Here is a 25063-nt window from a genome sequence, read left to right as displayed (position 1 = left end):
GCGGCCGCGCGTCACGCGTGCGGTGCCCGCCGCGTCAGCCGATCGCGCTTGCGCCGCCGGCCGAGCAGACGTGCGACAGCGCGGTGTCGAGTGCCTGCGTCTGCTTCGAGTCATAGCGCGTCAGCGTTTTCCAGTTCGCGATGCTGCGCGCGAGGCGTGCCTGGCAATCGGGCGCATTGCGCAGTGGCTCGACCTGCGCGAGGCCTGCGAGCATTTTTTGCGTCAGCCGGTCGAGGGCCGGGCGCGTGCTGGTCGCGAGGTCGGGGGGCGTGCCCTCGGGCGGCCGCGTCGCACGCCAGGTCGCGAACAGTGCGTTCTGCACGTCCTTGCTCGCGGCGATCTGGTCCTCGAAGAACGTCCGTGCGAATGCAGGATCGACGCCGGCCTGTGCCGCGCGCTTTTCGACCGACGTGAGCAGGGCTGCTTCGCGCGGCTGGTCCTCGATTGCCTTGTGATTCGCCCATTTCCATCGCGCGACCGGTTCGGCGAGCGCGAGGCGCTGCGACGCGAGCGCGACGATGTTGGTGAGCGCGGTGTCGTCGCCGTCGGCACGCGCGACGTGGGGCGACGCAAAGAGGGCGACGCCGAGCGCGGCGACAGCGACGCTGGCACGAATGGCTTGCTTCATTGGAATGATCGGGGGAGCCGGGCGGGCCGGACGTGGAAAACCAGAAGAATAGACGAAGACAGTCGCGCGGCGTAGCGTCGCGACAGGAGAATCAGCAGGCGAGCTGATCCGGCACCGTCAGGCTCTTGCGGCCCGGGTGCGAGGCGAATTGCGCGCGATGCGCAGTGATGGACCGCACGATAGCGATGATCGACACGTGGCGGTTACAGAACCGGACGGGCGTTCACTTCGGCGAGTACAGCTTGTGCTGCTCGTCGAAGAATGCCCGCACGTGCTCGGGCAATTCGGCGAGGAATTCCACGCCGACGGGTTCCGGATCCGGGCTCATCACTTGCTCGGGCGGTGGCATGCGAGTGGGTCTTTCGTCCATGGTCATTTCTCCAGCAGGTTCAATGATTATCAACCTCGCGCTTGGATTTATGCCAGAGGCGAATCGTTAGATTTTGTCTCTGTTGTATTAACGGCACATGCGCTGCGACGCGAAGTGTGATGGCCGCTATTGCATCCAGCGCAATCGGCAACAATCGGGGCGCTTGTTATACTTGCGCGCACTTTTTCCTGGACCGCGATGAGACGAACGACGCGATGGATCGGCCTCGTATGGCTGGCGCTGGTACTGAACGTACTGTCGCCCGTCGTCGGCTACGCGCGTCTTGCGTCGAGTGGTTCAGGCGCGCTCACGCTCGAATTGTGCAGTGCAGCGGGCGCGCGCCAGGTCGTGCTCGCACAAGCGGGCGACGACCGCGACACGTCGTCGTTCGATCATGCCGGCGTGCCGCACTGCGTGTACTGCCCGGGCTTTGCGGCGAACCTTGCGCTCGGCACGCGTCTGCCCGACATGCCGGGTTTCGTGCGGACGTTCGCGTATCGCGTGGCCGCGCCGGCCGTTCCCGATTTTCCCCGCAAGGGCATCCGGCTCGCGCAGCCGCGCGCCCCGCCTGAAAACCTCCCGATCTGATTGATGTCGTTCGCGCGCCCCGGTGGCGCGCGTGCCGCCCGCGGCCCGATCCGCGCGCCGCGCCGTGCGTGCGCGGCGCGCGCTCGTGTCCGGCGGCGTCCGATCACGTTTTCAGGAATTCATTCATGTCGTCTCCCTACGTCGCGCGGCTGCCGCGCGGCCGGCTCGCGCTCGCATGCGCGGCCGCTTTTGCGTGGCCCGCCGCTCACGCCGCATCCGCGGACGATGCGCGCGCCGATTCCGCCCTTGGTGGCGTCGAGCGCCCGGCCAGTGGCGCCGTGCCGGCTTCCGCGGTTGCCACCGTGCCGCCGGCACCGGCCGGCGATACGCTGACCGCCGTCAGCGTGACCGCCCAGCGCCAACCGGTCGACCCGGATACGCCGGCCGTCGTGACGTCGATCACGCGCGAGCAGATCGAGTCGCACACCAACGTCACCACCGAGGACGCGCTGAAGTACGCGCCGAACCTGATGGTCCGCAAGCGCTACATCGGCGACCGCAACAGCGTGTTCGCGGGCCGCGACTTCAACGAGCTGCAGAGTGCGCGCGGGCTCGTGTACGCGGACGGCGTGCTGCTGTCGAACCTGCTCGGGTCGAGCTATGCGTATCCGCCGCGCTGGTCGCTGATTCCGCCTGACGACATCGCGCGCGTCGACGTGCTCTATGGCCCCTTTTCCGCGCTGTATCCCGGCAACTCGATCGGCTCGACCGTGCTGCTCACGACGCGCCGCCCGGACACGCTCGAGGCGTCGTTGTCGACGCAGTTCTTCACGCAGCGCTATCACGACGGCTACGGATTCGCGGACAGCTTCGGCGGCAATCACCAGACCGCGCGGATCGCCAACCGTGTCGGCCGGTTCTGGTTCGCGCTGTCGCTCGACCGGCTGGAGAACAATGGCCAGCCGATGCAGTATGCGAGCCCCAATTCGGCCTACAACCCGAAGCTGGGCGCCGCCGTGCCCGTGACGGGCGCCGTGACCGACATCGGGCCCAACGGCAAGCCGCGGACGATCGTCGGCGCGCAGACGATCGAACGGACCGAGCAGCTCAACGAGACGGTCCGGATGGGGTACGCATTCACCGACCACGTCGACGCGACGCTCACGCTCGGGCATTGGGAGAACCATTACCGGCAGCATGGCGAAACCTTCCTGCGCGATGCGGCCGGTAACCCGGTCTACGGCGGCAACGTGTCGATCGGCGGCCGGAACATGACCGTCGCGCCAAACGCGTTCGCGCCGCAGCGCGGCGACCAGGAGAACTGGTTGTACGCGCTCGGCCTGAACGGCCGGCTCGATTCGGGCTGGCGGCTGTCGGGCGTCGTGTCCGCGTACGACGTGTCGCGCGACGTGCTGCGCGCGGCGTCGACCGTGCAGGGCGGCGCGGGCACGCTGTTCCAGGGCGACGGCACCGGCTGGCGCACGCTCGACCTGAAGGCCGAGGCGCCGGAAGTGAAGGGCCACACGTTCACGTTTGGTTATCACTACGACAACTACTTCCTGCGCAACGTCACGTACAACACGGCCGACTGGCTGGCCGGGCCGACCACGTCGCTCGCGAGCGTCTATCGCGGCGATACGCGCACGCAGGCGCTGTTCGGGCAGGACGCGTGGCGCTTCGCGCCGGGCTGGCTCGCGACGCTCGGGTTGCGCTACGAGCGCTGGGACGCGTACGGCGGCGCGCTCGGCAACGCGAGCGGCACGCTCGGCTATGCGGACCGCGGCGCGAATGCGCTCTCGCCGAAGGTCGCACTGCAATGGGACGCGACGCAGGTGTGGCGCTTCCGGCTGTCGTTCGCGACCGGCACGCGGTTCCCGACGGTCGGCGAACTGTTCCAGGGCACGATCTCGAACAATGCGATCGTCAACAACAACCCGAACCTGCGGCCGGAAAAGGCGATCGACTGGGACTTCACGGCCGAGCGCGACGTGGGTGTCGGCGTCGTGCGCGCGAGCGTGTTCCAGAGCGACCTGCGCGATTCGATCTACAGCCAGACGACCGTCTCGGGCGCGTCGACCGTCACCAACATCTCGAACGTCGACCGCGTGCGCGTACGCGGCGTCGAACTCGCGTTCAGCGGCGAGAACGTCGGGCTGAGGGGGCTGGCGATCGACGCGAACGTGTCGGCAAGCAATGCACGGATCCTCGCCGATGCCGCGAATCCGACCTATGTCGGCGCGCGCTTCCCGCGCATTCCGCGCATGCGCGCGAACCTGCTCGCGTCGTATCGCTTCGACGAGCACTGGCTCGCGAGCGTCGGCGTGCGCTACTCGGGCCGGCAGTTCAACACGCTCGACAACAGCGACGTGAATCCGGACGTGTATGGCGGCACGAGCTCGTTCACGGTCGTCGACCTGAAGGCGCGCTATCGACTCGATCGTCACTGGAGCGCGTCGCTCGGCATCGACAACCTGACGGACCGCCGCTACTACGTGTTCCACCCGTATCCGGGGCGCACTTTCTATGGAGAACTGAAATGGTCGCTGTGAAGTCGTTCGCGGCGGGCTGCGCGCTGTGGCTCGTGGCGCTGTCGCCCGCCGGCGCGCATGACGCGAGCGACGCGTCGAAAGCCGCCGATCCGCATGCAGCGCACATGAGCATGCAGGCTGCGCCTGCACAGCAGAAGCAGCCGCTCGCGACGGGCGCCGCGTTCGATGCGCGCCACCGGCTGTGGGTCGCGTGGGTCGAAGGCGCGCACGTCGTCGTCGCGCACTCCGACGACGCGGGCCGCACGCTGTCGGCACCCGTCACCGTCAACGCGATGCCGGAGCCGGTCTACACGAGCGCCGAGAATCGTCCGAAGATCGCGACGAGCCCTGACGGACGCGCGGTCTACGCGTCATGGTCGATGCCGCTCGATGCGCCGTACACGGGCATGGTGCGTTTCTCGCGCTCGCTCGACGGCGGCGCGACGTGGAGCGTGCCCGCCACCGTGCATCGCGACCGGCAGGCGATCACGCATCGCTTCGACATGATGGCCGTCGATCCGGCCGGCAACATCGCGATCGCGTGGATCGACAAGCGCGATCTCGTCGCGGCGAAAGCGGCGGGGCAGGCGTACGAAGGCGCGGCCGTCTACTACGCGGTGTCGCGCGACGGCGGCGCGTCGTTCGAGCCCGAGCGCAAGGTGACCGATCACACGTGCGAATGCTGCCGGATCGCGATGGCGATCGATCCGGCCGGACGCATCGAGGCCGCGTGGCGCAACGTGTTTCCGGGGCAGATCCGCGATCATGCGCTCGCGGTGTTGCCCGTCGCGGCGTCGGAGCCGGTCGTGCCGGTGCGAGCGACGTTCTCGAACTGGCACGTCGAGGCATGTCCCGAGCACGGGCCGGCGCTCGCGATCACGCCGGACGGCACGCGTCACCTTGCATGGTTCGGCGTTGTCGACGGTCGGGCCGACGTGTTCTATTTGCGCATCGGCGCCGACGGCCAGCCGCGCGGCACGCCCTGGGCATTCGGCGCGAACCCGGCGGTGCCGGGCGAGCAGGCGTCGCATGCGGCGCTCGTCGCGCGCGGCGACGTCGTGTGGCTCGCGTGGAAGGCATTCGACGGCGACACGATGCAGATCAAGCTGCGACGGTCGGACGATCGCGGCGAGCACTGGTCGGCGCCGCGCGTGATCGCGGCGACGTCGGGCGCAAGCGACAACCCGCAATTGCTCGACGATGCGGGCCGCGTCTATCTGTCGTGGCGTACGCGCAACGACGGCTATCGGCTGATCGCGGTGGAGGGAGCGCAATGAAGCGACTGATCGTGTTGCTCGGCGTCGTGCTTGCGAGCATGCCGGCGTGGGCCGGCGGTGAACTGCAGCCGCTGCGTGCGGCCGACGTCGCGCGGGTGGTTGCGGCCGCAAATGGGCGGCCGCTGGCAATCGAGATCTGGTCGCTCGATTGCGGATACTGTCGCGAGAACGCCGCGCATCTGGTTGCGTGGCAGCGCCGTCACCCGGACGTGCAACTCGCGATGGTCGCGATGGATGCGTACGACGACAACGGTGCGGCGATCGCGCAGGCGCTCGCGCAGATGAACCTGCCGCCGCAAGTTGCGCAGTATGCGAACGCGGAACCGATGCCCGAGCGTTTGCGCGCGACACTGGATGCGGGATGGAGAGGGGAAATGCCGCGCACCGTGTGGATCGGGCGCGATGGTGCACGCGAAGCGCGCAGCGGGGTGCTGACGACCGAGGTGCTCGATGGCTGGTTGCAGCACGCGAAGCGTTGAACGAGCGGGTGGCGCGCGGCAAACGAGCCGCGCGCCGGCCTGATGCGAAAACGCGCCCGAAGGCGCGTGGAGAGGTGCGTCAGGCCGCTCGCTTGAATAGCCGGATCACGAACAGCAGGATCACCGCACCGACGACCGCGACGATCACCGAGCCGATGAAGCCGCTGCCGACACTGATGCCGAGTATCCCGGCAAGCCAGCCGCCGATCACCGCGCCGACGATCCCGACGATGATGTCGACGATCAGCCCGAAGCCGCCGCCTTTTACGAGCAAGCCTGCAAGCCAGCCGGCGATCGCGCCGATGATGAGCCACATAATCAAGCCATGAGTCATGGTGGTCCTCTCCTTGGGTTGAGTCGAAATGACCGGACGTCGGCTGTCGTGCGCCGCAAGCTGGGTGAAAGCGGCATGCGACCCGCCGCGCCGCCCACGCAATGTAACGCGATAGGCGGGTCAGAATCGTTAAGTAATGTTATGCACCCTCAAGCGGATTTTCCAGGGAATTCGTCTGCATACGACCCGGTTCGTGCGGTGACAATGCGTGGCGAAATGAATTTGTAATAAATGAGCGGGGGCACCGGGCCAGGCCGGTCAGTTGTCTCGCCGTCCGTGCGTCGCTGCCGGCACGTTTGTATCGGGCAGTCCTTCGCCTGCATCGGCGATCAGCCGAGCGACGGTCGCGGGTTCGCCGATCGCCTCGATCGCCAGGAGTGCGAAGCGGGCGAGAAAGAGCGACGCATCGGCTTCGCCGATTCCGGTCATCGTCCGGCAAAGGTCGGTATAGAGCATGTCGCGTTCGGTGTCCGTCATCATGCGGTCTCCTGAAGATCGGTTTCGGTGGACGTGCGTGGATGGAGCACGCGTTCGAGCGCGGCGGCGAGATCGTCGGCGTGCGCGTCGTGCCAGCGGCCGAGTACGTGCCCGTCCGGCCGTACGAGGTAGACGGTGCCGTTGCGCGCGCCGTACAGGTCGAACAGACGGCCGTCGTCGTCATGGCCGCGGCAGGCCGGGTGCCGCGGCGCCGCATGTCGTGCGAGCGTGACGAGCGCGAACGGCACGTGCGCCTCCTGCAGGCGTCGCTCGAGATCGTCGAGCGACGGATCGGGCACGCCATCGCTCGTGAAGCAGAACGCGGTGAAGCATGGCGCGACGAGATCGGTCAGGTGGCCGCGGCGTGTGTCGCTGCCGTGTGCCGCATACAGTGTCAGCGGACATTCGGCGAGTACCATGCCGGGCGCCGGGCCGGCCGCGAACGTGTCGCGTTCGGCCGCGTTGAGCGGCGACGCCGCATAGGCGATGGCCGATGTCTGTCGCGGGTTGATCAGCGAACGCAGCGCCGGATGCCGAACCGCGAGCGTCAGCACGGCCTTGCGCATCAACTCGAATGCAAACGACGGCGGCGCCATGAACTCGGTGCTCTTCGTGCCATAGCGCAGGTTCTCGTGCGTTGCGAACACGCGCTCGTCCGAGTAGCTGTCGAGCAGTGCGTCCGACGCGATGCCGCGGATCACGTACGCGAGTTTCCACGCGATGTTGTCGGCATCGTCGATGCCCGAATTGGCGCCGCGCACGCCGAAGATCGGCACGAGGTGCGCTGCGTCGCCGCAGAACAGCACGCGGTCGTGCCGGTAGCGTTCGAGCGTCAATGCGTTCGCCTTGTAGATCGTGATCCAGATCGGCGACCATGCGCCGCGCTCGCCCATCATGTCGAGCAGGTTCTGCACGCGCGGGATCACGTTGTCGGGCTTCACGGCAGCCTCGGCATCCTCGTCGTCGCGCAACTGGTAGTCGATCCGCCACACGTTGTCGGGCTGCTTGTGGACGAGCACCGTCGAGCCGGGATTCGACGACGGATCGAAGTACGCGAGCCGTTCGGTCGGCCGGTTGCTGTCGAGCGCGATGTCGACGATCACGTAGCGGCCCTCGTAGCTCGTGCCCCGGAGCGACAGGCCGAGCGCATCGCGCATCGTGCTGCGTCCGCCGTCGCATGCGACCACCCAGTCGGCATCGAGCGCATAGCCGCCGAGCGGCGTGTCGACATCCAGACGCACGCCATCCGCGTGCCGCGTCACGCCGGTGACCTTCGTCCGCCAGCGGATTTCGATGAGATCGGGGCGGCGCCGCGCGGCGTCGAGCAGGAACTGCTCGATGTGATACTGCGCGAGGTTCACCATCGGCGGCAGTTTCTGGTTCTCGTCCTGCGGCATCGTGAAATGCAGCACTTCGTCGTGACGATAGAAACTGCGTCCGCCGGCCCACGGCAGCCCCGTGCGCAGGAAATCGTCGAGCGCGCTGAGCCGTTCGATGATTTCGAGGCTGCGGCGCGAGATGCAGATCGCGCGGCTGCCATGGCAGACCGAATCGTCGGCTTCGATCAACACGCTGCGGATGCCGTGATTCGCGAGGCCGAGCGCGACGGCGAGGCCCACGGGGCCGCCGCCGACGATCGCGACGCGATGCCGGTGCGTATCGACGCCGTCGATGCGGTCCGGCCGATGTGCGGGATAGCGTTCGGCGACGAACGGATAGGGTTTGAACGCGATGGTCATCGTTGGCTTCCACGGTGGTCTGGCTCGACGTGCGCGCATCGGCGATGCGATGGGTGCAACGGGTCGATGCAGTATGGAAGCCGGTGGTGCCGCCGTTGTCCCCATTTCGGGTACAGCGGGGCACCGCGGGCACGGCGGCGCTACGTTCGGCGCGAACCGGGACGCATCAGGGCTGCATGCACAGCGCAAACAGCTCGCGCTGGCTCGAAACGCCGAGGCGCCGGTACGCGCGCTTCTGATAGGTGACGACGCTCGATGTCTTCACGCCGATCGTCTCGCCGATCTCGTGCGCGCTCTGGCCTTCGAGCACGCCGCGCAGCACGTCGAGTTCGCGCTTGGACAGTTCGGGGCATGCGTGGCGTAACCGCGCGAGCATCCTTTGCGGGATGCCGATCTGCGTCGCGCCGGCGAGTGCGTAGTGATGTTTCGCGGCCTGCGCGATCAGCGGCGCGAGCGTTTCGATCGCCGCGATCTCGCGCGGCTGGAACGCGCCGCTGCGATGTGCGCGATACAGGTTGATCGACAGCCACGTCGCATCGTCGGGCTGCATCAGCAGCGCCAGCCGGTCGGATACGTCGGGGCCGCGATAGCATGCGGCGCGATACGCTTCGTGATCGATCTCGTCGCCTGCCTGCTGATGCAGCAGCAGGTCGTGCCGGTGCGCGCCGCGATGGGCGGTCGATACGACCTGCTGGTTGCCGTCGAGTGCGTAGAAGTGTCGTGCGTAGGTGTCGGCGATGTCGCGCAGGTAGCGGCCGCCACGATGATCGGCAACCGACATCGTGCGCGGGCGATTGCCGAACTCGTACGCGAAGATCGTGCACTGCGTGATCGACAGCGCATCGTCGAACAGCTTCAGGACTTCGGCCGCGAACGCGTTAGGCTCGTTGCCGCCGATCGCGGCGACGAGGCGCGTTGCGCGGGAGATATCCAGCTGCGCGTTGAGAGTCGGTCGCTCGAGACGCCAGGTGCGCATGATGCGGGGAAGAGGGCGGAATGGTCCGGCGATTGTAATCGGCGGCACGCGATGCGTGAGTCGGGGGATGCCCGCAAGCGGAGATGAGTCGGGGAGGGGCGTGCGCACGATTTCGGCGCCGGAAAAGAGAAAAGGTCTGACAAGCGATGCTTGTCAGACCTTTATGTCTTGGTGCCGGAGATAGGAGTCGAACCTACGACCTTCGCATTACGAATGCGCTGCTCTACCAACTGAGCTACACCGGCAGCAGAGAAATGAAATTATATGGTGAAATCCGAGATCTTGGCAATAGGTTTTGCGAACTTTTTTCAGCTTGCTGCCGCTGCTTCGCGAAACCCTCGATCCGGCGGACTTCCCGCTTTCACTTCACTGTGATGCGACCGGTCAGGGCCACATCAAGAGGCGCGATTGTACTTGCGCATCGCACCTCCGTCTAGTGCTGCAGTGCAATTATTTTGCTTCGTCGTGATAGCCGGTGACGCGCTCGACTTCGTTCTTCGAGCCAAGGAACACGGGCACGCGCTGGTGCAGGCCCGTCGGCTGCACTTCCATGATGCGCTGCGTGCCGGTCGTCGCGGCGCCGCCTGCCTGTTCGACGATGAACGACATCGGATTCGCTTCGTACATCAGGCGCAGCTTGCCCGGGCGATCGGGCGTGCGCTTGTCGGCCGGGTACATGAAGATGCCGCCGCGGTTCAGGATCCGGTGCACGTCGGCGACCATCGATGCGATCCAGCGCATGTTGAAGTTGTCGCCGCGCGGGCCGTCCTTGCCGGCGTTCAGTTCGTCGACGTAGCGCTTGACCGGGTCGTACCAGTGGCGCGCGTTCGATGCGTTGATCGCGTATTCGCGCGTATCGGCCGGGATCTGCATGTTGCTCTGCGTGAGCACCCACGAGCCGACTTCGCGGTCGAGCGTGAAGCAGTTCACGCCGTTGCCGGTCGTCAGCACGAACACCGTCTGCGGGCCGTATACGGCATAACCCGCGGCGACCTGTTCCGTGCCGGGCTGCAGGAACGATTCTTCGGTCGCCTGCTTGCCGTCCGGACAGCGCAGCACCGAGAAGATCGTGCCGATCGACACGTTCACGTCGATGTTCGACGAGCCGTCGAGCGGATCGAACACGAGCAGGTATTCGCCGCGCGGGTAGTTCGCCGGGATCGGGAAGAACGTTTCCATTTCTTCCGATGCCATCGCGGCGAGGTTGCCGCCCCATTCGTTCGCGTCGAGCAGGATCTCGTTCGACAGGATGTCGAGCTTCTTCTGCACTTCGCCCTGGACGTTCTCGCTGCCGGCGGTGCCGAGCGCTTCGCCGAGCGCGCCCTTCGACACGTTGTAGCTGATCGCCTTGCACGCGCGTGCGACGACTTCGATCAGCAGGCGCAGGTCGGCGGGGAGGTTGTTGGTCTCACGTTGCTGTTCGATCAGGAACTTCGACAGCGTGGTGCGGCGGGCAATGGACATGACAGACTCCGAAAGGCCAAAGAATCCTTGAATGGCCGCAATTTTACCTGTCGCGCCTCCCGCGCCGCCGGCTTTTTTCGTCCGGTTACATCGCCGGGCGGCCGGGCCGGCCCGGTTTCCGGCGGCGGAGGCGGGCGCGGCGCGTATCGCCACGGCGGCCAGCCGCGCGGTCAGACCCCGAGAATCCGCGCGATTTCATCCGCGTCCGCGCAATAAAAAAGCCGGCGCCGCATCGGGCGGCACCGGCTTCATCGCGCGAATGCGATGCGCGCGATGGCGTTATGCGAGCGCCTTCTCGACGATCTCGCGCACGTCGCGCGACTTCGCACCGGCCGCGACTTGCTCGAGCGCGCCGCGCATCCGGTCACGCAGCGCCGGCGTGAAGCGGCGCCAGAGTTCGAGCGAGCGCGCGAGGCGTGCGGCGACCTGCGGGTTGATCGCGTCGAGCGTGAGCACCTGTTCGGCCCAGAACGCGTAGCCCGAACCGTCCGCCGCGTGGAATTGCGCGGGGTTGGCGGCACAGAAGCTGAAGATCAGCGAGCGTGCGCGGTTCGGGTTCTTCAGGTTGAACGCCGGATGCGCGAGCAGCTTGCGCACCTTCGCGAGCGTCGGTTGCGCGGCCGTGCCGCGTTGCGCCGCCTGCATCGCGAACCACTTGTCGATCACGAGCGCTTCCTTCTCGAAACGACGGTAGAAGTCGGCGAGCGCCTGCTCGGCCGGCTCGTTCGCGCCCGCGGCTGCGGCGGACAGCAGCGCGCCGAGCGCGGCTGCGCGATCGGTCATGTTGTTCGCCGCGTCGTACTGCGCGGTCGCGAGGCGTACGGCATCGGCCGGATCCTCGAGTTCGGCGAGATACGCGAGCGCGAGGTTCTTCAGCGCGCGGCGGCCCGAGGCCTCCGGTGTCGGCTCGTAGGCGCCGGGCGTCTGGTGCTGCTCGTACGCGGCGAGCCATTCGGCGCGCAGCGCGGTCGCGAGCTGGCGACGCACGAACAGGCGCGCACGATGCACGGCGGCCGGATCGGCCTCGGCCATCTGGTCGGCGAGATAGGTTTCCGACGGCAGCGTCAGCGCGAGTTCGCGGAACGCGGGCGACAGCGTCGCGTCGGTCAGCACGCGGCGGAATGCGGCGACGAAGTTCTCGCCGAGCGTGAGCGGTTCGTCCGCGGCGGCACGCGAGGCGAGCGTCAGCAGCGCGCGCGTCGCGAGGCGCTGGCCGGCCTCCCAGCGGTTGAACGGATCGCTGTCGTGCGCGAGCAGGAACGCGAGATCGTCGTCGCTGTAGTCGTACTCGACGATCACCGGCGACGAGAAGTTGCGCAGCAGCGACGGCAGCGGCGCTTCCGGTACGTCGACGAACGTGAAGGTCTGCTCGGTGTCGGTGAAGTCGAGCACGCGCGTCGTGCCCGACGCGGCGGCTTCGCCGTCGAGGCGCAGCGGCAGGTCGCGGCCGTCGCGGCCGATCAAGCCGATCGCGAACGGAATCAGCAGCGGCCCCTGCTGCGTTTCACGCGCGGCCGGCGACGCGTCGCCGTAGCCCTGCGCGAGCGTGACCGTATAGCGGCGCGCGGCCGCGTCGTACGCGGTGCGCACCGACACGCGCGGCGTACCGGCCTGGCTGTACCAGCGCTCGAACTGCGCGAGGTCGCGCCCGTTTGCGTCGGCCATCGCGTGACGGAAGTCGTCGCACGTCACCGCATGGCCGTCATGACGCTTGAAGTACAGGTCCATCCCCTTGCGGAAGCCGTCGCGACCGAACAGCGTCTGGTACATCCGCACGACTTCCGAGCCTTTCTCGTAGACGGTCATCGTGTAGAAGTTGTTGATCTCGACGTAGCTTTCCGGGCGCACCGGGTGCGCCATCGGGCCCGCGTCCTCGGCGAACTGCAGCTGGCGCAGCACGCGCACGTCCTCGATGCGCTTGACTGCGCGGGCCGCCGAGTTGATCTCGTCGCCCGCGGCCATGTCGGCCGAGAATTCCTGGTCGCGGAACACCGTCAGGCCTTCCTTCAGGCTCAGCTGGAACCAGTCGCGGCAGGTCACGCGGTTGCCGGTCCAGTTGTGGAAGTACTCGTGGCCGACCACCGATTCGATGTTCGCGAAATCGGTGTCGGTCGCGGTCTCGGGGTTCGCCAGCACGTACTTCGTGTTGAAGATGTTGAGCCCCTTGTTCTCCATCGCGCCCATGTTGAAGTCGCCCACCGCGACGATCATGAAGCGGTCGAGATCGAGCTCGAGGCCGAAGCGCTTTTCGTCCCAGCGGATCGAGTGGATCAGCGAATCCATCGCATGACGCGTCTTGTCGAGATCGGCCGGTTCGACCCACACCTGCAGCAGCTTTTCCTTGCCCGAGCCGGTCGTGATCTTTTCCTCGATCGCGACGAGCTTGCCGGCGACCAGTGCGAACAGGTAGCTCGGCTTGCGGAACGGGTCTTCCCACTTCGCGAAGTGGCGGCCGTCGGGCAGGTCGCCCGAATCGACGAGGTTGCCGTTCGACAGCAGCACCGGGTACGCGGCCTTGTCGGCACGCAGCGTGACGATGTACGACGCCATCACGTCGGGGCGGTCGAGGAAGTAGGTGATGCGGCGAAAGCCTTCGGCTTCGCACTGCGTGAAGAAGTTGCCGCTCGACACGTAGAGGCCCGACAGCGTCGTATTCTGGTCGGGTGCGCATGCGCTTTCGAGCGTCAGCTCGAACGCATCGGGCACGTTCTCGACCGTCAGCCCGTGCTCGTGCGTGCGCACGGCGCCATACGGCGCGCCGTCCAGCCATGCGCCGACGAATTCGAGCGCTTCGCCCATCAGCTCCAGGTGCGGCGCGGGCGCGGCGTCCGGATTGCGGCGCACGCGCATCGTATTCCTGACGATCGTGCGGGCCGGCGCGAGATCGAATTCGAGCGCGACGGAATCGATGAGGAAGGCCGGCGGCGTGTAGTCGGCGCGGCGGATCACGGTGGAGGAGGCGTTGTCGGACATGGTCGTCGAGATCGGTGGAGTGGGGGGCGGGCCCGTCACGCGGGCCAGGCGAACCGGGCCATTGTACAAAGGCTTGCGGCTGCGTGCCGGGCGAACTTTTTACCGCTTCCGGCAGTCCGCGTATTATCGGCATCCCGTTACGGTTCGCACGGTGCGACGAACGGGTGACGGATCGACGAGGATCAACATGAAACGCGATTGGATTTTTCGCGGTGCGGGCTGGGCGGCGGCGCTGTGCGTGGCGCTGCTGACGGGCTGCACCAGCTATGTGACGACCCAGGTCACGGCCTTCTCCGACTGGAGCGGCAGCGACGCGACACGCACCTATGCGTTTACGCGCACCGATGCGCAGAAGAACAGCATCGAGCAGTCGACCTACGAGCCGATCGTCGCGAACGAGCTGTCCGCGTATGCGTTCCGGCAGGTGCCGCCGGCGCAGGCGCGCTATCTCGTCGGACTGACCTATGCGGTCGGCAGCGATCTCGTGACGGTGCCGCAGCCTGTCTATTACGATCCGTGGTTCGCGCCCGGGCCGTACTGGCGGCGCGGCCCGTGGGGCCCGTGGGGTCCCTGGGGGCCGATGCCGGCCGGCTATGTCGCGCAGACTTACCAGGTGTTCGACTACACGCTCGGCATTCGCATCACCGAGCGGGCGACGGGCAAGGAGGTGTACAACGTGTCCGCGCGCACGACCGGCGACAACGGCACGCTGCTGTACGCGATGCCGTTCCTCGCGCGTAGCGCGCTCGCCGATTTCCCGCTGTCGAACGGCGCGGTCCGCTCGGTCCGGCTGCCGGTCGACAAGCGCGGCGGGCCGGCGGCGCCGGCCGCCAACGAACGCGCGGTGCCGGTTGCACCGGCTTCGGGCGCGGCCGTCGCGAAGTAACGCGGTATCCATTTCGGCGCGGCCGTCCGGCCGCGCCAGCCAACCCTTTCCGTCAGACCCCGATACCCAGCAGCGCCAGCGCGCCGAGCACGACGAACAGCACGGCCGCGATCCCGTGCACGAGCTTGGTCGGCAGGCGGTGCGCGAAGCGGTCGCCGAGCAGGATCGCCGGCACGTTCGCGAGCATCATCCCGAACGTCGTGCCGGCCACCACGCCGATGTAGTCCTGGAAGCGCGCGGCCAGTGCGACGGTCGCGATCTGCGTCTTGTCGCCCATTTCCGCGAGGAAGAACGCGACGAGCGTCGCGCCGAACACGCCGAGCCGCGAACGGTTGGCGTTGGCTTCGTCGGCGTCGAGCTTGTCCGGCACGAGAATCCACAACCCCATCGCGATGAACGAGAACGCGAGCGCCCAGCGCATGATCGACGGCGTGACGAGCGCGCCGAGCCATTCGCCGAGCGCGCCGGCGAAACCGTGGTTCACGAGCGTCGCGACGAGCACGCCGAGAATGATCGGCACCGGCTTGCGATAACGCGCGGCCAGGACGAGGGAAAGCAGTTGGGTCTTGTCGCCGATTTCAGCGAGGGCGACGGCGCCGGTGGAGATCAGGAAGGCTTGAGACACGGATGGGGTTCCACGGGCCGATGTTGTGCGTGCGAGCGACGATCCACGGCGCGCCGGGCCCTGATGCGGCGCACTGTGAACCATCGGTCTCGCCAGGCCCAGGTGGCTGCGTCCGCCATGGCCGTACGGCCAAGTCTGTTGACGGACGCCTCCGTCACGATGCGCGCCGGGGGCGCGGGACATCGAGCGGAGCGGCTACTCCCCAATGAGCGGCGAATTCTAGCACGGCGCATTGCGTGCTGGAAGGCGGTCGGGCAGAGAGTCGGGGCCCGATCTGCGTCCGGCTGCCCGGCAGGCGCGGCGGCGAATGTGCCGCGCCTGCCGGGGCAGCGTTCCGGCGGGCCGTTACCGTTACGTTACGCGGCGGCCGGGCGGCGCGCGGCGCCGCGCTCGTGGACGAGCTCGCCGGCCGCATAGGTGCGGTACACCGCGCGGTCGTCGCCGAGCAGTGCGAACGCGAACAGCAGTTCCTCCAGCGAATCCGCGCGCTTCGTGCGGCGCGCGAGCAGCGGCGTGGCCTGAGGGTCGAGCACGACGAAGTCGGCCTCAGTGCGCGGCTTGAGCGTGCCGACCGTGTCGGCGAGGTCGAGCGCCTGCGCGGCGCCGGCCGTCGCGAGCCAGAACATCCGCGTCGCGGTCAGGTGGTGGCCCGACAGCCGCGCGACCTTGTGCGCCTCGTTCATCGTCTGCAGCATCGAGAACGACGTGCCGCCGCCGACGTCGGTCGCGAGCGTGACGGGCACGTCGTGCTCACCGGCCTTGTCGAAGTCGAACAGTCCGCTGCCGAGGAAGAAGTTCGACGTCGGGCAGTGCGCGACGACGGTGCGCGTCTCGGCCATCCGGCGGCGGTCCTCGTCGTCGAGGTGGATGCAGTGGCCGTACACCGCGCGCGGACGCAGCAGACCGTAGCGGTCGTAGATGTCGAGATAGCTGCGATGGCCCGGGAACAGCTCGGCCACCCATTTCACCTCGTCGACGTTTTCCGCGACGTGGCTCTGCACGAACACGTCCGGATGGCGGCGCGCGAGTTCGCCGCACGCTTCGAGCTGGGCCTCGGTCGACGTCGGCGCGAAGCGCGGCGTGAGCGCGTACATCTGGCGGCCCTTGCCATGCCAGCGGTCGATCAGCTCGGCGCTGTCGTCGTAACCCGATTGCGCGGTGTCGCGCAGGAACTCGGGGCAGTTGCGGTCCATCAGCACCTTGCCCGCGATCATCCGCAGGTCGCGCGCGTCGCTCGCCGCGAACAGCGCATCGGCCGACTGCTTGTGCACCGTGCAGTAGACGAGCGCGCTCGTCGTGCCGCACGCGAGCAGTTCGTCGACGAAGAAATCGGCGACTTCGCGCGCATGCTCGGGGTCGCCGAACTGGCGCTCGGTCGGGAACGTGTACTTGTCGAGCCACGGCAGCAGGCCCGGCGCCGGCGACGCGATCATGTCCGTCTGCGGGTAGTGGATGTGCGTGTCGATGAAGCCGGGCACGATCAGCTTGTCGCTCAGGTCGTGGACGACCGCGTCGCGCGCGAGCGTCGCCGCGAGCTGTGCATACGGGCCGGCCGCGACGACCTTGCCGTCGGCGACGATCAGGAGGCCGTCGGTCTCGTAGTTCGCGGCCTGGCTCGATTGCGCCGGGTCGCCGTTGAAGGTCAGCAGCTGGGAACGGAAAGCGGTTTGCGTCATGACGAATGGTCCTGCATCAAGGTAAGGCGAACAGAAGAAAGCGATCGACGCCGCACGGGGGCGGGACGGTGCTTCGCGAGCGGTTGCGGCACGCTGCGTGCGGCACGACCGAAGGCGATTGCGCGGGCGAACGTGGCGGCCGAAGCCGCCAGCCAGTGGTTGCCGGCTAACCTCGCAGCCGTTGCGCTCGCGACCGATGCGGCGGCGAACGGAACGGCACACCGCGACGGCAGGCACACGCGGGCGACGACGAACCGTGCCGTCGCCACGCGCGCACGCCCGCGACCGGCCCGGCGCAAGGCCGAACCGATGGTCGCGAAGCGGATGCCGTTTCCGTGTCTCATCTGTCAGCGTTCCTCGATGCGGGCCGTCACGCGGCCTGCCAGTACGCGTCGAGGCGCGCGTACAGTGCGTCGCGCTGCGCCGGTTCGATGAACGACGCTTCGAAGCCGTTGCGGATCACCGCATGGACTTCGGCATCCGTGAGCTGCAGCCCTTCGGCCGTCGCGAAGTAGTTTTCATTGACGTAGCCGCCGAAATAGGCCGGATCGTCGGAGTTGATCGTCACCGCGACGCCGCGATCGAGCAGCGCCTTCAGCGTGTGCTTCGTCATGTCGTCGAACACGCACAGCTTCAGGTTCGACAGCGGGCAGACGGTCAGCGCGGTGCGCGTTTTGGCGAGGCGTTCGACGAGCGCCGCGTCTTCGATGCTGCGCACGCCGTGGTCGATCCGGTCGACCTTCAGGACATCGAGCGCTTCGTAGATATATGCGGGCGGGCCTTCCTCGCCCGCGTGCGCGACGAGCTTCAGCCCGAGCGCGCGCGCTTTCTCGAACACGCGCGCGAACTTGACGGGCGGATGGCCGAGCTCGGACGAGTCGAGGCCCACGCCGATCAGCCGGTGGCGATAGCGCTCGAACAGCGGCAATGCGGATTCGAACGTCGCGAGCGCGTCCTCTTCGGACAGGTGACGCAGGAAGCACAGGATCAGCTTGCTCGACAGCCCGCGCTGTTCGGCATCGGCGAGTGCGCGCTCGATGCCCGCAACGACCGTCTCGATCGGCACGCCACGCTCGGTGTGCGTCTGCGGATCGAAGAACAGCTCGGTGTGGACGACGTTGTCGGCAAGCGCGCGTTCGCAATACGCAGCCGTCATGTCGTAGAAATCCTGCTCGGTCAGCAGCACGCTCGCGCCGGCGTAATAGATGTCGAGGAACGACTGCAGGTCGGTGAACGCGTACGCGGCGCGCAGCGCGTCGATCGAGTCGTACGCGAGCTTCACGCCGTTGCGCTGCGCGAGCGCAAAAATCAGTTCGGGCTCGAGCGAGCCTTCGATGTGGATGTGCAGCTCCGCTTTCGGCGCACGGGCAATCTTGTCCTTGAATGTCGGGGTCATGGCGTCGTTCTTGGTCGGTCAGTAGGTAGGGGAAGCCTGCACGGACGCATTCGCCTCGACGGCCTGCAGCAATTGCGCAGCCACCGAGATCGCGATCACTTCGGGCGCCTTGTCGATGATGCCTTCGACACCGATCGGGCAGCGCATCCGCGCGACCTGGGCCGGGTCGATGCCGATCGCCGCGAGGCGATGATCGAACTGCACGCGTTTGGCGTGCGAGCCGGTCATCCCGAAGTACGCATAGTCGCCGCGACGCAGGATGCGCTCGGCCAGCACGAAATCGAGTGCGTGGTCGTGCGTCATCACGACGAAGTAGGACTGCGGCGGTGCTGCGTCGACTGCGTCGGCCGGGGCAGCGGCCGCTTCGATCGCGAGGTTGCCGATGCCGGCGAGCGCGTCGGCCGGCGGGAACACCGCATCGGGCCCGTCGATCCAGCGCACGTGGCAAGGCAGCGTCGCCAGCACCTTCACGAGCGCGGTGCCGATGTGCCCGGCGCCGAACAGCACGACGGGGAACGCATACGGCGCGATCGTTTCGGTCATCAGCGACACGCCGCCGGTTTCCCACAGCAGGCAGTCGGCACGCGCGGCTTCCGATTCGGGCTCGCTCAACAGCGGCGCGCCCGGCGAGGGGCCGAATGATACGCTACGCACGGTCGCGGCGCCGGCCGCGACGCGCTTTGCGAGCGACATGATCCAGCCGAGATCGCCGACGTCGAGCCGCTCGAACGCGAGCACCACGGCGCCGCCGCAGCACTGGCCGAGACTCGGGCCGAGCGCGAGCCGTTCGAGCCGGCGCGCGTGCGGCACGTGCGCGCCATCCTTCAGCAGATGCCGCGCGATCTCGATCGCCTTCCATTCCAGATGACCGCCGCCGATCGTATGGCGGGCCATGTCGCGCGTGACGAGCATCTTGGTGCCGGCTTCACGCGGCGCCGAGCCGTCGGTATGCGCGACCGTCACGAGCACGGCCGCTTCGCCGTGCGCAAGCAGTTGCTGCAGATCGCCGAGCCAGGCTTCCATCAGCACACCCCGTGCGAAACGACGCGGCACGACACGCGGCGCGGGCTGGCGGGCGTGGCGATGACGAGGACAGACGGGAGCAGGGCAGGCCGGCCGCACGGCTGATGCAGTGCGACGGCAGCGCGCTGACGACGCGCGCGAACGGCGCCGCCGGACACGCGGACGCCATGAGGGTGACGGATGCGGATGGTTTGCGTTGTCATGATGAATCCAGTCGACATTGCGGATCGGGCGCGCGTTACGCAGGGGTGGTGAGACCGCCTGGCCTCGCGCACGTAGATCGCCATCCAGTCCCGAAGATAGCACCGCCATGCGGCGCGAACATGGCCGGGCGGTGATCCGGGCTATCAGGAGGCGATCATGTCGATCATAGGCCCGCCGCGCGGGATCGGGGCGCCGATGCGTGCACATCGGGCTGAAACGCACGCGTGACGGGGCGTGGGCGCGACGGTCGCGCGCCGCGCGTTTGCCCGTTGATCGGGGCGGCGGCGGAGTAGGTGTTTACACGCGACCGGCCGGATGCGGCCGGCAAACGCGTGAATCTGAGCCGGGGGACGTGTCGGCGACGTGCGGCCCGATCGGTCGGGCCGCACATGCCAGGGGCCGGCAAAGCGGCCGTCAAAGCGGCCGTCGGGTCAGCCCGCGAGCTTGCGGCGATGGCGCCAGAGGCTCGCGACGACGGCAACCAGGATCACGGCGAAGCCGATCAGCGCCCAGCCCGGCAGCAGGATGCCGAAGATCGGCGGATAGACGGTCTCGCACAGCCCGGCGACCTTGAACATGCCGGGGAACCACTGCGCGGGCGGCAGGCTGTCGACGATCGGCTGCAGCGTGTCGAAGCCGCAGCTGAAGCCCGGATTCATCTGGATCGACAGGTGTCGCGCGGCCGTGCCGACGCCGCCGGCCGCCGCGATCGCGATCAGCAGTTCGAGCACCCAGATGCCGCGCCAGTTGCGGATCCCGGCGGCCAGGAACGCGAAGATCCCGATCGCGGAGAAGAAGTAGCGCTGGATGATGCACAGCGGGCACGGATCCTCGTTCTTCACGTACTGCAGGTACAGCGCACCGGCCAGCAGGGCGATGCAGCCCCATCCGAGCAGCATCAGCAGGCGGCGTTCACGGCGTAGCGCAAGCGTGTAGTCGTTCATGTCAGCGGGGTTCCTCGTCGGTCGGTCCGGAAAACAATCGCGCGATTTTAGCGCGAACGGTCTGGCACGAAACTGACAGCGCGCGTGCGGCACCCTGCCGCACCGCGCGCGTTGCCCGCCGGCGACCGGCCGGTGCGGTCAGCGGATCGTGTTCAGCACGGCCTCGACCGCCTGGCCGATCGCGAGCAGCGCGTCGTCCCGATGCGGCGCCGCCGCGAGCATCAGGCCGACCGGCGCCGCGTCGCGCGGATGGCACGGCAGCGACAGGCCGCACGCGTCGAGGAAGTTGAACGCGCTCGGATTGCGCAGGATCAGCGCATTGGTGCGCGTGAACGCGTCGTCGTCCGTTTCGAGGTCGGCGATGCGCGGCGGCACGACCGGCACCGTCGGCGCGACGAGCGCATCGAAGCGTGCCCAGACCGTGTGCGCGGCTTCGTCGAGCATCGCGGCGCGCGCGGCGAGCAGGTCGAGATAGTCGGCCGCGCTCGCGGGTTCGCCCTTCAGGATCCGCGTCAGCACGCGCGGGTCGTACTGGTCGCGATGCTGCGCGAGCAGCGGACGATGCCAGGCGTACGCCTCGATCGGCGAGAAGCCGAAGCGGTTGATCTCCGGCAGCCGGTCGAGCGCGGGGAAGCGCACTTCGGTGACGATCGCGCCGGCGGCTTCGAGATGCTTGAGCGCGGTGTCGAGCGCGGCCGCGACGTCGGCATCGACACCGTCCGTCACGTAGTTCGTCAGCACGCCGAGCCGCACGCCTTCGAGCGGCCGGGCGGCCGGCACGTGCGGCTCGAGGCCCGCGAGCATCCGGTCGACGAGCGCGCAGCACGCGACCGTCAGGCCGATCGGGCCGAACGAGTCGAGCGTCGTCGACAGCGGCACGCCGCCTTGCGTCGGAATCCGGCTCGCGGTCGGCTTGAAGCCCGTCAGCCCGCACAGCGCGGCCGGAATGCGGATCGAGCCGCCCGTGTCGGTGCCGAGCGCGACGGCGGCCATCCCGTCGGCGACGGAGGCCGCCGCCCCCGACGACGAGCCGCCGGAAATCCGCGCATCGCCCGGTACGTCGCGGTGGTATGGCGAGCGCGGATTGCCGAAGTGCGGATTTAGTCCGAGCCCCGAGAACGCGAACTCGCTCATGTTGGTGCGGCCGACCAGCACCGCGCCCGCACGCTTGAGCCGCGCGACGGCGACCGCATCGGTGCGCGCGGCCGGCGCGCCGTCGAGCACGCGCGAACCCGCGCGCGTCACCTGGCCCGCGACGTCGAACAAGTCCTTCACCGACACCGGAATGCCCGCAAGCGGCGACAGCACGGTGCCTGCGGCGCGCAACCGGTCGTGCGCGTCGGCGGCTGCGCGCGCGTTGTCGGCGTCGACTTCGGTGAAGACGGCAGCGCCCTGGCCCGACGGATCGGCGATCCGGTCGAGCGCGGTATCGACGAGCGCGCGGCTCGTGGTGCGGCCGGCCGCGAGGTCGGCGGCGAGCTGGGCGAGCGGGGGGAAGGGCGTGAAAGTGGTCATGGGCGGCTCAGGGGCGAAGATGTTGAAGAAGCGTGGAGCGGAACGAATCGATATGGCCTTCGACGGCCGCGCGCGCACCGGCGGCATCGCGTGCGGACAGCCGTTCGAACAGCTCGCGATGCTCGTGCTGGACGTCGGCGAGGTGGTGCGGTTCGGACAGCGTGACGAACCAGAAGCGTAGCGAGCGTTCGTGCAGTGCGCGCAGGATTTCGGCGAGAACCGCGTTGCGTGCGGCCACGGCGATCGCCTGATGAAATGCGCGGTCGAGTTCCATCATTCCCTCGACGTCGTGCGTGTCGACGCGTACCTGTCCGTCGTCGAGCAGCGCGGCCATGCGCGCGAGGTCGTCCGGCGTCGCGTGGCGCGCGGCGAGTTCGGCGCAGTGCGCTTCGTTGATGCGTCGCACGTCGATCACCGCGACGATGTCGTCAAGTGACAGCGGCTGCACCATCAAGCCCTTGCGCGGCATCACGGACAGCAGCCCCTCGAGCACGAGCCGATGCACGGCCTGGTGCACCGGCGTGCGGCCGATCCCCGTGCGCGCGACGAGGTCGGCTTCATTGAGTGCGGCGCCCGGCTTCAGGCGCATCGTGATGATGTCGCGCTGGATCAACGCGTACGCACGGTCGGCGAGGCTGGCCGCGGGCGTGGCGGGACGGTCGTGGGTGACGTCGGTCAGGGTGCTCATGCGAGGTGCGGCGGGGCGGCTGGACGGGGCGCGATCATGGCGCGGGCGATCGGGAAGCGTGGACGATGTCTGGATATTATTGTGATATATCACAGATGTCCAGTGCGGGCGGCAAGACGCCGGTGGCGCCGACTCACGAACTGGGACGCGCCCCGGCGTCGCCTGCATCCACTTGCAACAATGGCGACAGGATGTTGCAGGTTTGCCGCGCGATCGTGCACTGAAGCATAATGAATCCTCGTCTATCCATACGCGTGAGCGACGTACCAGACCATCGTCATGAGCGAACACACGCCTTCCCCGGCCGGTCTGCCCGGCACCTCTTCCGCTTCTTCCGATTCCCTCCGTCCCGATCCGGCGCAAACGCCCGATGCGCCGGCCGTGCAAGCCACCGCGCCGAACGTTGCTGCGGACGGCGCGTCGCCGGTCACGGCCGCGTCCGAGCCCGGTGCGCCCGGCGCGGCGGCTGCCGCCGTCGATGGCGTTGCCGCGCCGCCGAAGCCGGGTGCGCCGCCGCCCGGCTTCGGCGCGCAGCCGGATTTCGAAACGGCGCGCCCGCCGCCCGCGAGCGCGCAGAATGCACCGCCGGCCTACCTGAAGCAGAGCGACACGCCATGGTCGGTGTTCGGCCGGATCATCGCGGCGCGGGCCCGCCGGCTGTTCGATCGCGCCGGCCAGCGCATTACGCAACGCACGCTGCGCATCGGCGTGTCGGCGCGGATCTTCCATCCGGAGCCGGGCGCGAAAGGGCTGCGCGGCAAGACGCTGCAGTATCTCGAGGAATCGATCGCCCACTGGGTGATGTCGCGCGACGTGCTCGTGTTCATGATTCCGACCGTCGGCCACCAGGGGATGATCCACCCGAGCAACATCCGCCTGCGTGACTATGCGAAGCATCTCGACGGTCTGCTGCTGCAAGGCGGCGCCGATGTGTCGCCGCAAACCTACGCGGCATCGGATGTGCGCCCGGAATGGCCGGGCGATCGCGTGCGCGACATGTACGAACTCGAGCTGCTGCATGAATTCGTCGAGTCCGGCAAACCCGTCCTCGGCGTGTGCCGCGGCTGCCAGTTGATCAACGTCGCGTTCGGCGGCTCGCTGTACCAGGACATCGCCACCGATGTGCCGACCGCGAATGCGCACGTGAGCGAGCACTACGACCAGCATCGCCACGCGATCCGTTTCCCGGATTCGTCGACGCTGGCGAGCATGTTCCCCGGGCGCAACGAAGCGATCGTCAACTCGATCCATCACCAGGCGATCCGCGATCTCGGCCGCGACCTGAACATCGAGGCCGTGTCGGCTGGCGACGGGATCATCGAGGGCATACGCCATCGCCGTTCGCCGTTCGTCGTCGGCGTGCAATGGCACCCGGAGTTCCATCGCGCGGGCGGCTCGGAGCTGCTGGACTGCACGCCGCTGCTCGATGCGTTCCTGCGCGCGGCGCGCGAAACGCGCCTGTAGCAGCGCGCATGCTTCGCGTCGCGCGAAGGCCGGCCGCATCCCGATAAATTCGAGATGCGGCCTTTTCGTTTTGAACGATAATCGCGAGTTCCGATTCGTTCGCCGGAGTCTGACGTTGGCTTTCCGAAATTTTTCCCCTGCCCGATGCGCAACGTGGATCGTAGCGCTGGCGGCCTGCGCGCAAACGGGTGCGGCTTGGTCTGCCGACGCGACCGCCCCCGTCGCCGGTACGCGTCCGGCGGTGACGAGCCTGAGCGGCGGCGCAGCGCCGGCGGCCGCGTCGACGGACGCCGCCACGCAAGGCAACGTCGCCGAACTGACGCAGATGCTGCACGACGGACGGATCGTCGAGATGCGCACCACGTACAACGGCAGCTACGGCGCGAGCCTGCTGTTCGATCCGCGCGAGATGACGTACTACGTCGCGCTGTTCCAGGACAAGAATCTGTGGCGTGTGATCCGCTCGCAGGAGAAGAACCGCGCGGAGATGGTGTACGCGAACTTCGTCCAGCAGACCGTGCAACTTGCCGATATCGAAATTCGTCGTACTGAACTGCAGGCGCAGAAGGCGTTTCTCGAACGCGTGATCGCGCTGCAGTCGAATCGTGCGCAGCAACTGCAGGCCGACCTGAGCGTCGCGCGCAGCCAGCAGGCCGAAGTCGCGCAGCGTCAGAAGTCGGCGCAGGAGCAGACGCAGGCGCTGCAGGTCGAGAAGCGCGCCGCGCAGTTGCAGTTGCGCGATCTGCAAGAGCAGGTGCGGCAACTCGAGAAGCAGACCGAGACGGGGCTGCCCGCGCACAAGTAACGAATCGTCTGATGGACGGCGGAGACGAGCGAAACCCGGCGAAGCGATCTTCGCCGGGTTTTTT

23 protein-coding genes, 1 tRNA gene and 1 riboswitch are annotated in these 25063 nt (G+C 67.8%); of the genes, 7 read left to right on the top strand and 17 right to left on the bottom strand.

The genetic code is table 11. The features are described 5' to 3' along the window. Window positions 1–34: 34 nt before the first annotated feature. Window positions 35–628, bottom strand: a complete 594-nt coding sequence (locus tag HWX87_RS22215; RefSeq protein ID WP_176049299.1) for a chorismate mutase — start codon at window positions 626–628, stop codon at window positions 35–37. 223 nt (window positions 629–851) lie between these two features. After that, window positions 852–998 (bottom strand): hypothetical protein, encoded by a 147-nt coding sequence (locus tag HWX87_RS22210; RefSeq protein ID WP_009690993.1) that lies wholly within the window; start codon window positions 996–998, stop codon window positions 852–854. 198 nt (window positions 999–1196) lie between these two features. Between HWX87_RS22210 and HWX87_RS22205 the strand changes: the two genes are divergently transcribed. The 4 genes from HWX87_RS22205 (at window position 1197) to HWX87_RS22190 (ending at window position 5810) form a co-directional block, all read left to right on the top strand. Beyond that, window positions 1197–1586 (top strand): DUF2946 domain-containing protein, encoded by a 390-nt coding sequence (locus HWX87_RS22205; protein ID WP_176049298.1) that lies wholly within the window; start codon window positions 1197–1199, stop codon window positions 1584–1586. A gap of 125 nt (window positions 1587–1711) precedes the next feature. Further along, the gene (locus tag HWX87_RS22200) at window positions 1712–4075 is read left to right on the top strand and encodes a TonB-dependent receptor (RefSeq protein WP_176049297.1); all 2364 of its coding nucleotides are present in this window, start codon (window positions 1712–1714) and stop codon (window positions 4073–4075) included. Then, window positions 4063–5331, top strand: coding sequence for a sialidase family protein (locus HWX87_RS22195; protein WP_176049296.1), 1269 nt, complete (start codon window positions 4063–4065; stop codon window positions 5329–5331). Before HWX87_RS22200 ends, HWX87_RS22195 begins: the two co-directional genes overlap by 13 nt. Beyond that, complete coding sequence (locus HWX87_RS22190; RefSeq protein ID WP_176049295.1) at window positions 5328–5810, top strand: TlpA disulfide reductase family protein; 483 nt, start codon at window positions 5328–5330, stop codon at window positions 5808–5810. Before HWX87_RS22195 ends, HWX87_RS22190 begins: the two co-directional genes overlap by 4 nt. 79 nt (window positions 5811–5889) lie before the next feature. On the opposite strand, the gene HWX87_RS22185 is transcribed toward HWX87_RS22190, so the two are convergent. The 7 genes from HWX87_RS22185 to pepN form a co-directional block, all read right to left on the bottom strand. Continuing rightward, window positions 5890–6144 (bottom strand): GlsB/YeaQ/YmgE family stress response membrane protein, encoded by a 255-nt coding sequence (locus HWX87_RS22185; protein ID WP_059235555.1) that lies wholly within the window; start codon window positions 6142–6144, stop codon window positions 5890–5892. A 258-nt stretch (window positions 6145–6402) separates the two neighbouring features. Further along, the gene (locus tag HWX87_RS22180; protein WP_176049294.1) at window positions 6403–6624 is read right to left on the bottom strand and encodes a hypothetical protein; all 222 of its coding nucleotides are present in this window, start codon (window positions 6622–6624) and stop codon (window positions 6403–6405) included. After that, complete coding sequence (locus tag HWX87_RS22175) at window positions 6621–8360, bottom strand: FAD-dependent oxidoreductase (RefSeq protein WP_176049293.1); 1740 nt, start codon at window positions 8358–8360, stop codon at window positions 6621–6623. Before HWX87_RS22175 ends, HWX87_RS22180 begins: the two co-directional genes overlap by 4 nt. A 166-nt stretch (window positions 8361–8526) precedes the next feature. Next, on the bottom strand, window positions 8527–9336 hold the full coding sequence (locus HWX87_RS22170) for a LuxR C-terminal-related transcriptional regulator (RefSeq protein ID WP_176049292.1): 810 nt from the start codon (window positions 9334–9336) through the stop codon (window positions 8527–8529). A 169-nt stretch (window positions 9337–9505) separates the two neighbouring features. Next, window positions 9506–9581: transfer RNA gene (locus HWX87_RS22165), tRNA-Thr, on the bottom strand. A gap of 205 nt (window positions 9582–9786) precedes the next feature. Further along, on the bottom strand, window positions 9787–10800 hold the full coding sequence (locus HWX87_RS22160; protein ID WP_050011574.1) for a class 1 fructose-bisphosphatase: 1014 nt from the start codon (window positions 10798–10800) through the stop codon (window positions 9787–9789). Window positions 10801–11079: 279 nt separating this feature from the next. Next, on the bottom strand, window positions 11080–13773 hold the full coding sequence (gene pepN, locus HWX87_RS22155; protein ID WP_176049291.1) for an aminopeptidase N: 2694 nt from the start codon (window positions 13771–13773) through the stop codon (window positions 11080–11082). A 187-nt stretch (window positions 13774–13960) separates the two neighbouring features. Here pepN and HWX87_RS22150 point away from each other — a divergent pair, with 187 nt between their 5' ends. Continuing rightward, complete coding sequence (locus tag HWX87_RS22150; protein ID WP_176049290.1) at window positions 13961–14659, top strand: DUF4136 domain-containing protein; 699 nt, start codon at window positions 13961–13963, stop codon at window positions 14657–14659. A gap of 52 nt (window positions 14660–14711) precedes the next feature. On the opposite strand, the gene HWX87_RS22145 is transcribed toward HWX87_RS22150, so the two are convergent. The 8 genes from HWX87_RS22145 to HWX87_RS22110 all read right to left on the bottom strand — a co-directional run bounded on the left by HWX87_RS22145 (window position 14712) and on the right by HWX87_RS22110 (window position 22730). Next, a complete protein-coding gene (locus HWX87_RS22145) occupies window positions 14712–15284 on the bottom strand; it encodes a TMEM165/GDT1 family protein (protein ID WP_047900090.1) in 573 nt (190 codons plus the stop codon). 78 nt (window positions 15285–15362) lie between these two features. Further along, a riboswitch (yybP-ykoY riboswitch) is annotated at window positions 15363–15500 on the bottom strand. 140 nt (window positions 15501–15640) lie between these two features. Next, entirely contained in the window at window positions 15641–16960 is a 1320-nt protein-coding gene (gene guaD, locus HWX87_RS22140) for a guanine deaminase (protein WP_176049289.1), read from the bottom strand. Then, window positions 16957–17304, bottom strand: coding sequence for a hypothetical protein (locus HWX87_RS22135; protein ID WP_176049288.1), 348 nt, complete (start codon window positions 17302–17304; stop codon window positions 16957–16959). Before HWX87_RS22135 ends, guaD begins: the two co-directional genes overlap by 4 nt. A gap of 26 nt (window positions 17305–17330) precedes the next feature. Continuing rightward, window positions 17331–18356: an adenosine deaminase gene (locus HWX87_RS22130; RefSeq protein WP_176049287.1), complete on the bottom strand. Its 1026-nt coding sequence runs from the start codon at window positions 18354–18356 to the stop codon at window positions 17331–17333. Between the two features lie 18 nt (window positions 18357–18374). Then, window positions 18375–19379, bottom strand: a complete 1005-nt coding sequence (gene xdhC / locus HWX87_RS22125; RefSeq protein ID WP_176049286.1) for a xanthine dehydrogenase accessory protein XdhC — start codon at window positions 19377–19379, stop codon at window positions 18375–18377. 635 nt (window positions 19380–20014) lie between these two features. After that, window positions 20015–20527, bottom strand: a complete 513-nt coding sequence (locus HWX87_RS22120) for a disulfide bond formation protein B (RefSeq protein ID WP_176049285.1) — start codon at window positions 20525–20527, stop codon at window positions 20015–20017. A gap of 138 nt (window positions 20528–20665) precedes the next feature. After that, the gene (locus HWX87_RS22115; protein ID WP_176049284.1) at window positions 20666–22042 is read right to left on the bottom strand and encodes an amidase; all 1377 of its coding nucleotides are present in this window, start codon (window positions 22040–22042) and stop codon (window positions 20666–20668) included. Window positions 22043–22049: 7 nt separating this feature from the next. Beyond that, window positions 22050–22730: a GntR family transcriptional regulator gene (locus tag HWX87_RS22110; protein WP_176049283.1), complete on the bottom strand. Its 681-nt coding sequence runs from the start codon at window positions 22728–22730 to the stop codon at window positions 22050–22052. Between the two features lie 279 nt (window positions 22731–23009). On the opposite strand from HWX87_RS22110, the gene HWX87_RS22105 reads away from it, so the two are divergent. Together HWX87_RS22105 and HWX87_RS22100 are read left to right on the top strand one after the other, a co-directional pair. Further along, the gene (locus HWX87_RS22105; RefSeq protein ID WP_176049282.1) at window positions 23010–24194 is read left to right on the top strand and encodes a type 1 glutamine amidotransferase; all 1185 of its coding nucleotides are present in this window, start codon (window positions 23010–23012) and stop codon (window positions 24192–24194) included. 115 nt (window positions 24195–24309) lie between these two features. Then, window positions 24310–24999 carry a DUF2968 domain-containing protein gene (locus tag HWX87_RS22100; protein ID WP_176049281.1) on the top strand — a complete coding sequence of 230 codons (690 nt, stop codon included), beginning with the start codon at window positions 24310–24312 and terminating at the stop codon, window positions 24997–24999. Window positions 25000–25063: the final 64 nt, after the last annotated feature.

It is taken from the genome of Burkholderia sp. BCC1644, from assembly GCF_902833225.1.
Classification (GTDB): domain Bacteria; phylum Pseudomonadota; class Gammaproteobacteria; order Burkholderiales; family Burkholderiaceae; genus Burkholderia.
Note: the sequence above shows the minus strand (reverse complement) of the source record. Positions and strands in the feature narration are given on the sequence as shown.

Excerpts from the sequence above, each read along its gene's own strand:
- HWX87_RS22215 (WP_176049299.1), bottom strand. The coding sequence starts at position 628 with ATGAAGCAAGCCATTCGTGCCAGCGTCGCTGTCGCCGCGCTCGGCGTC.
- HWX87_RS22210 (WP_009690993.1), bottom strand. The coding sequence starts at position 998 with ATGGACGAAAGACCCACTCGCATGCCACCGCCCGAGCAAGTGATGAGC.
- HWX87_RS22205 (WP_176049298.1), top strand. The coding sequence starts at position 1,197 with ATGAGACGAACGACGCGATGGATCGGCCTCGTATGGCTGGCGCTGGTA.
- HWX87_RS22200 (WP_176049297.1), top strand. The coding sequence starts at position 1,712 with ATGTCGTCTCCCTACGTCGCGCGGCTGCCGCGCGGCCGGCTCGCGCTC.
- HWX87_RS22195 (WP_176049296.1), top strand. The coding sequence starts at position 4,063 with ATGGTCGCTGTGAAGTCGTTCGCGGCGGGCTGCGCGCTGTGGCTCGTG.
- HWX87_RS22190 (WP_176049295.1), top strand. The coding sequence starts at position 5,328 with ATGAAGCGACTGATCGTGTTGCTCGGCGTCGTGCTTGCGAGCATGCCG.
- HWX87_RS22185 (WP_059235555.1), bottom strand. The coding sequence starts at position 6,144 with ATGACTCATGGCTTGATTATGTGGCTCATCATCGGCGCGATCGCCGGC.
- HWX87_RS22180 (WP_176049294.1), bottom strand. The coding sequence starts at position 6,624 with ATGATGACGGACACCGAACGCGACATGCTCTATACCGACCTTTGCCGG.
- HWX87_RS22175 (WP_176049293.1), bottom strand. The coding sequence starts at position 8,360 with ATGACCATCGCGTTCAAACCCTATCCGTTCGTCGCCGAACGCTATCCC.
- HWX87_RS22170 (WP_176049292.1), bottom strand. The coding sequence starts at position 9,336 with ATGCGCACCTGGCGTCTCGAGCGACCGACTCTCAACGCGCAGCTGGAT.
- HWX87_RS22160 (WP_050011574.1), bottom strand. The coding sequence starts at position 10,800 with ATGTCCATTGCCCGCCGCACCACGCTGTCGAAGTTCCTGATCGAACAG.
- pepN (WP_176049291.1), bottom strand. The coding sequence starts at position 13,773 with ATGTCCGACAACGCCTCCTCCACCGTGATCCGCCGCGCCGACTACACG.
- HWX87_RS22150 (WP_176049290.1), top strand. The coding sequence starts at position 13,961 with ATGAAACGCGATTGGATTTTTCGCGGTGCGGGCTGGGCGGCGGCGCTG.
- guaD (WP_176049289.1), bottom strand. The coding sequence starts at position 16,960 with ATGACGCAAACCGCTTTCCGTTCCCAGCTGCTGACCTTCAACGGCGAC.
- HWX87_RS22135 (WP_176049288.1), bottom strand. The coding sequence starts at position 17,304 with ATGAGACACGGAAACGGCATCCGCTTCGCGACCATCGGTTCGGCCTTG.
- HWX87_RS22130 (WP_176049287.1), bottom strand. The coding sequence starts at position 18,356 with ATGACCCCGACATTCAAGGACAAGATTGCCCGTGCGCCGAAAGCGGAG.
- xdhC (WP_176049286.1), bottom strand. The coding sequence starts at position 19,379 with ATGGAAGCCTGGCTCGGCGATCTGCAGCAACTGCTTGCGCACGGCGAA.
- HWX87_RS22120 (WP_176049285.1), bottom strand. The coding sequence starts at position 20,527 with ATGAACGACTACACGCTTGCGCTACGCCGTGAACGCCGCCTGCTGATG.
- HWX87_RS22115 (WP_176049284.1), bottom strand. The coding sequence starts at position 22,042 with ATGACCACTTTCACGCCCTTCCCCCCGCTCGCCCAGCTCGCCGCCGAC.
- HWX87_RS22110 (WP_176049283.1), bottom strand. The coding sequence starts at position 22,730 with ATGAGCACCCTGACCGACGTCACCCACGACCGTCCCGCCACGCCCGCG.
- HWX87_RS22105 (WP_176049282.1), top strand. The coding sequence starts at position 23,010 with ATGAGCGAACACACGCCTTCCCCGGCCGGTCTGCCCGGCACCTCTTCC.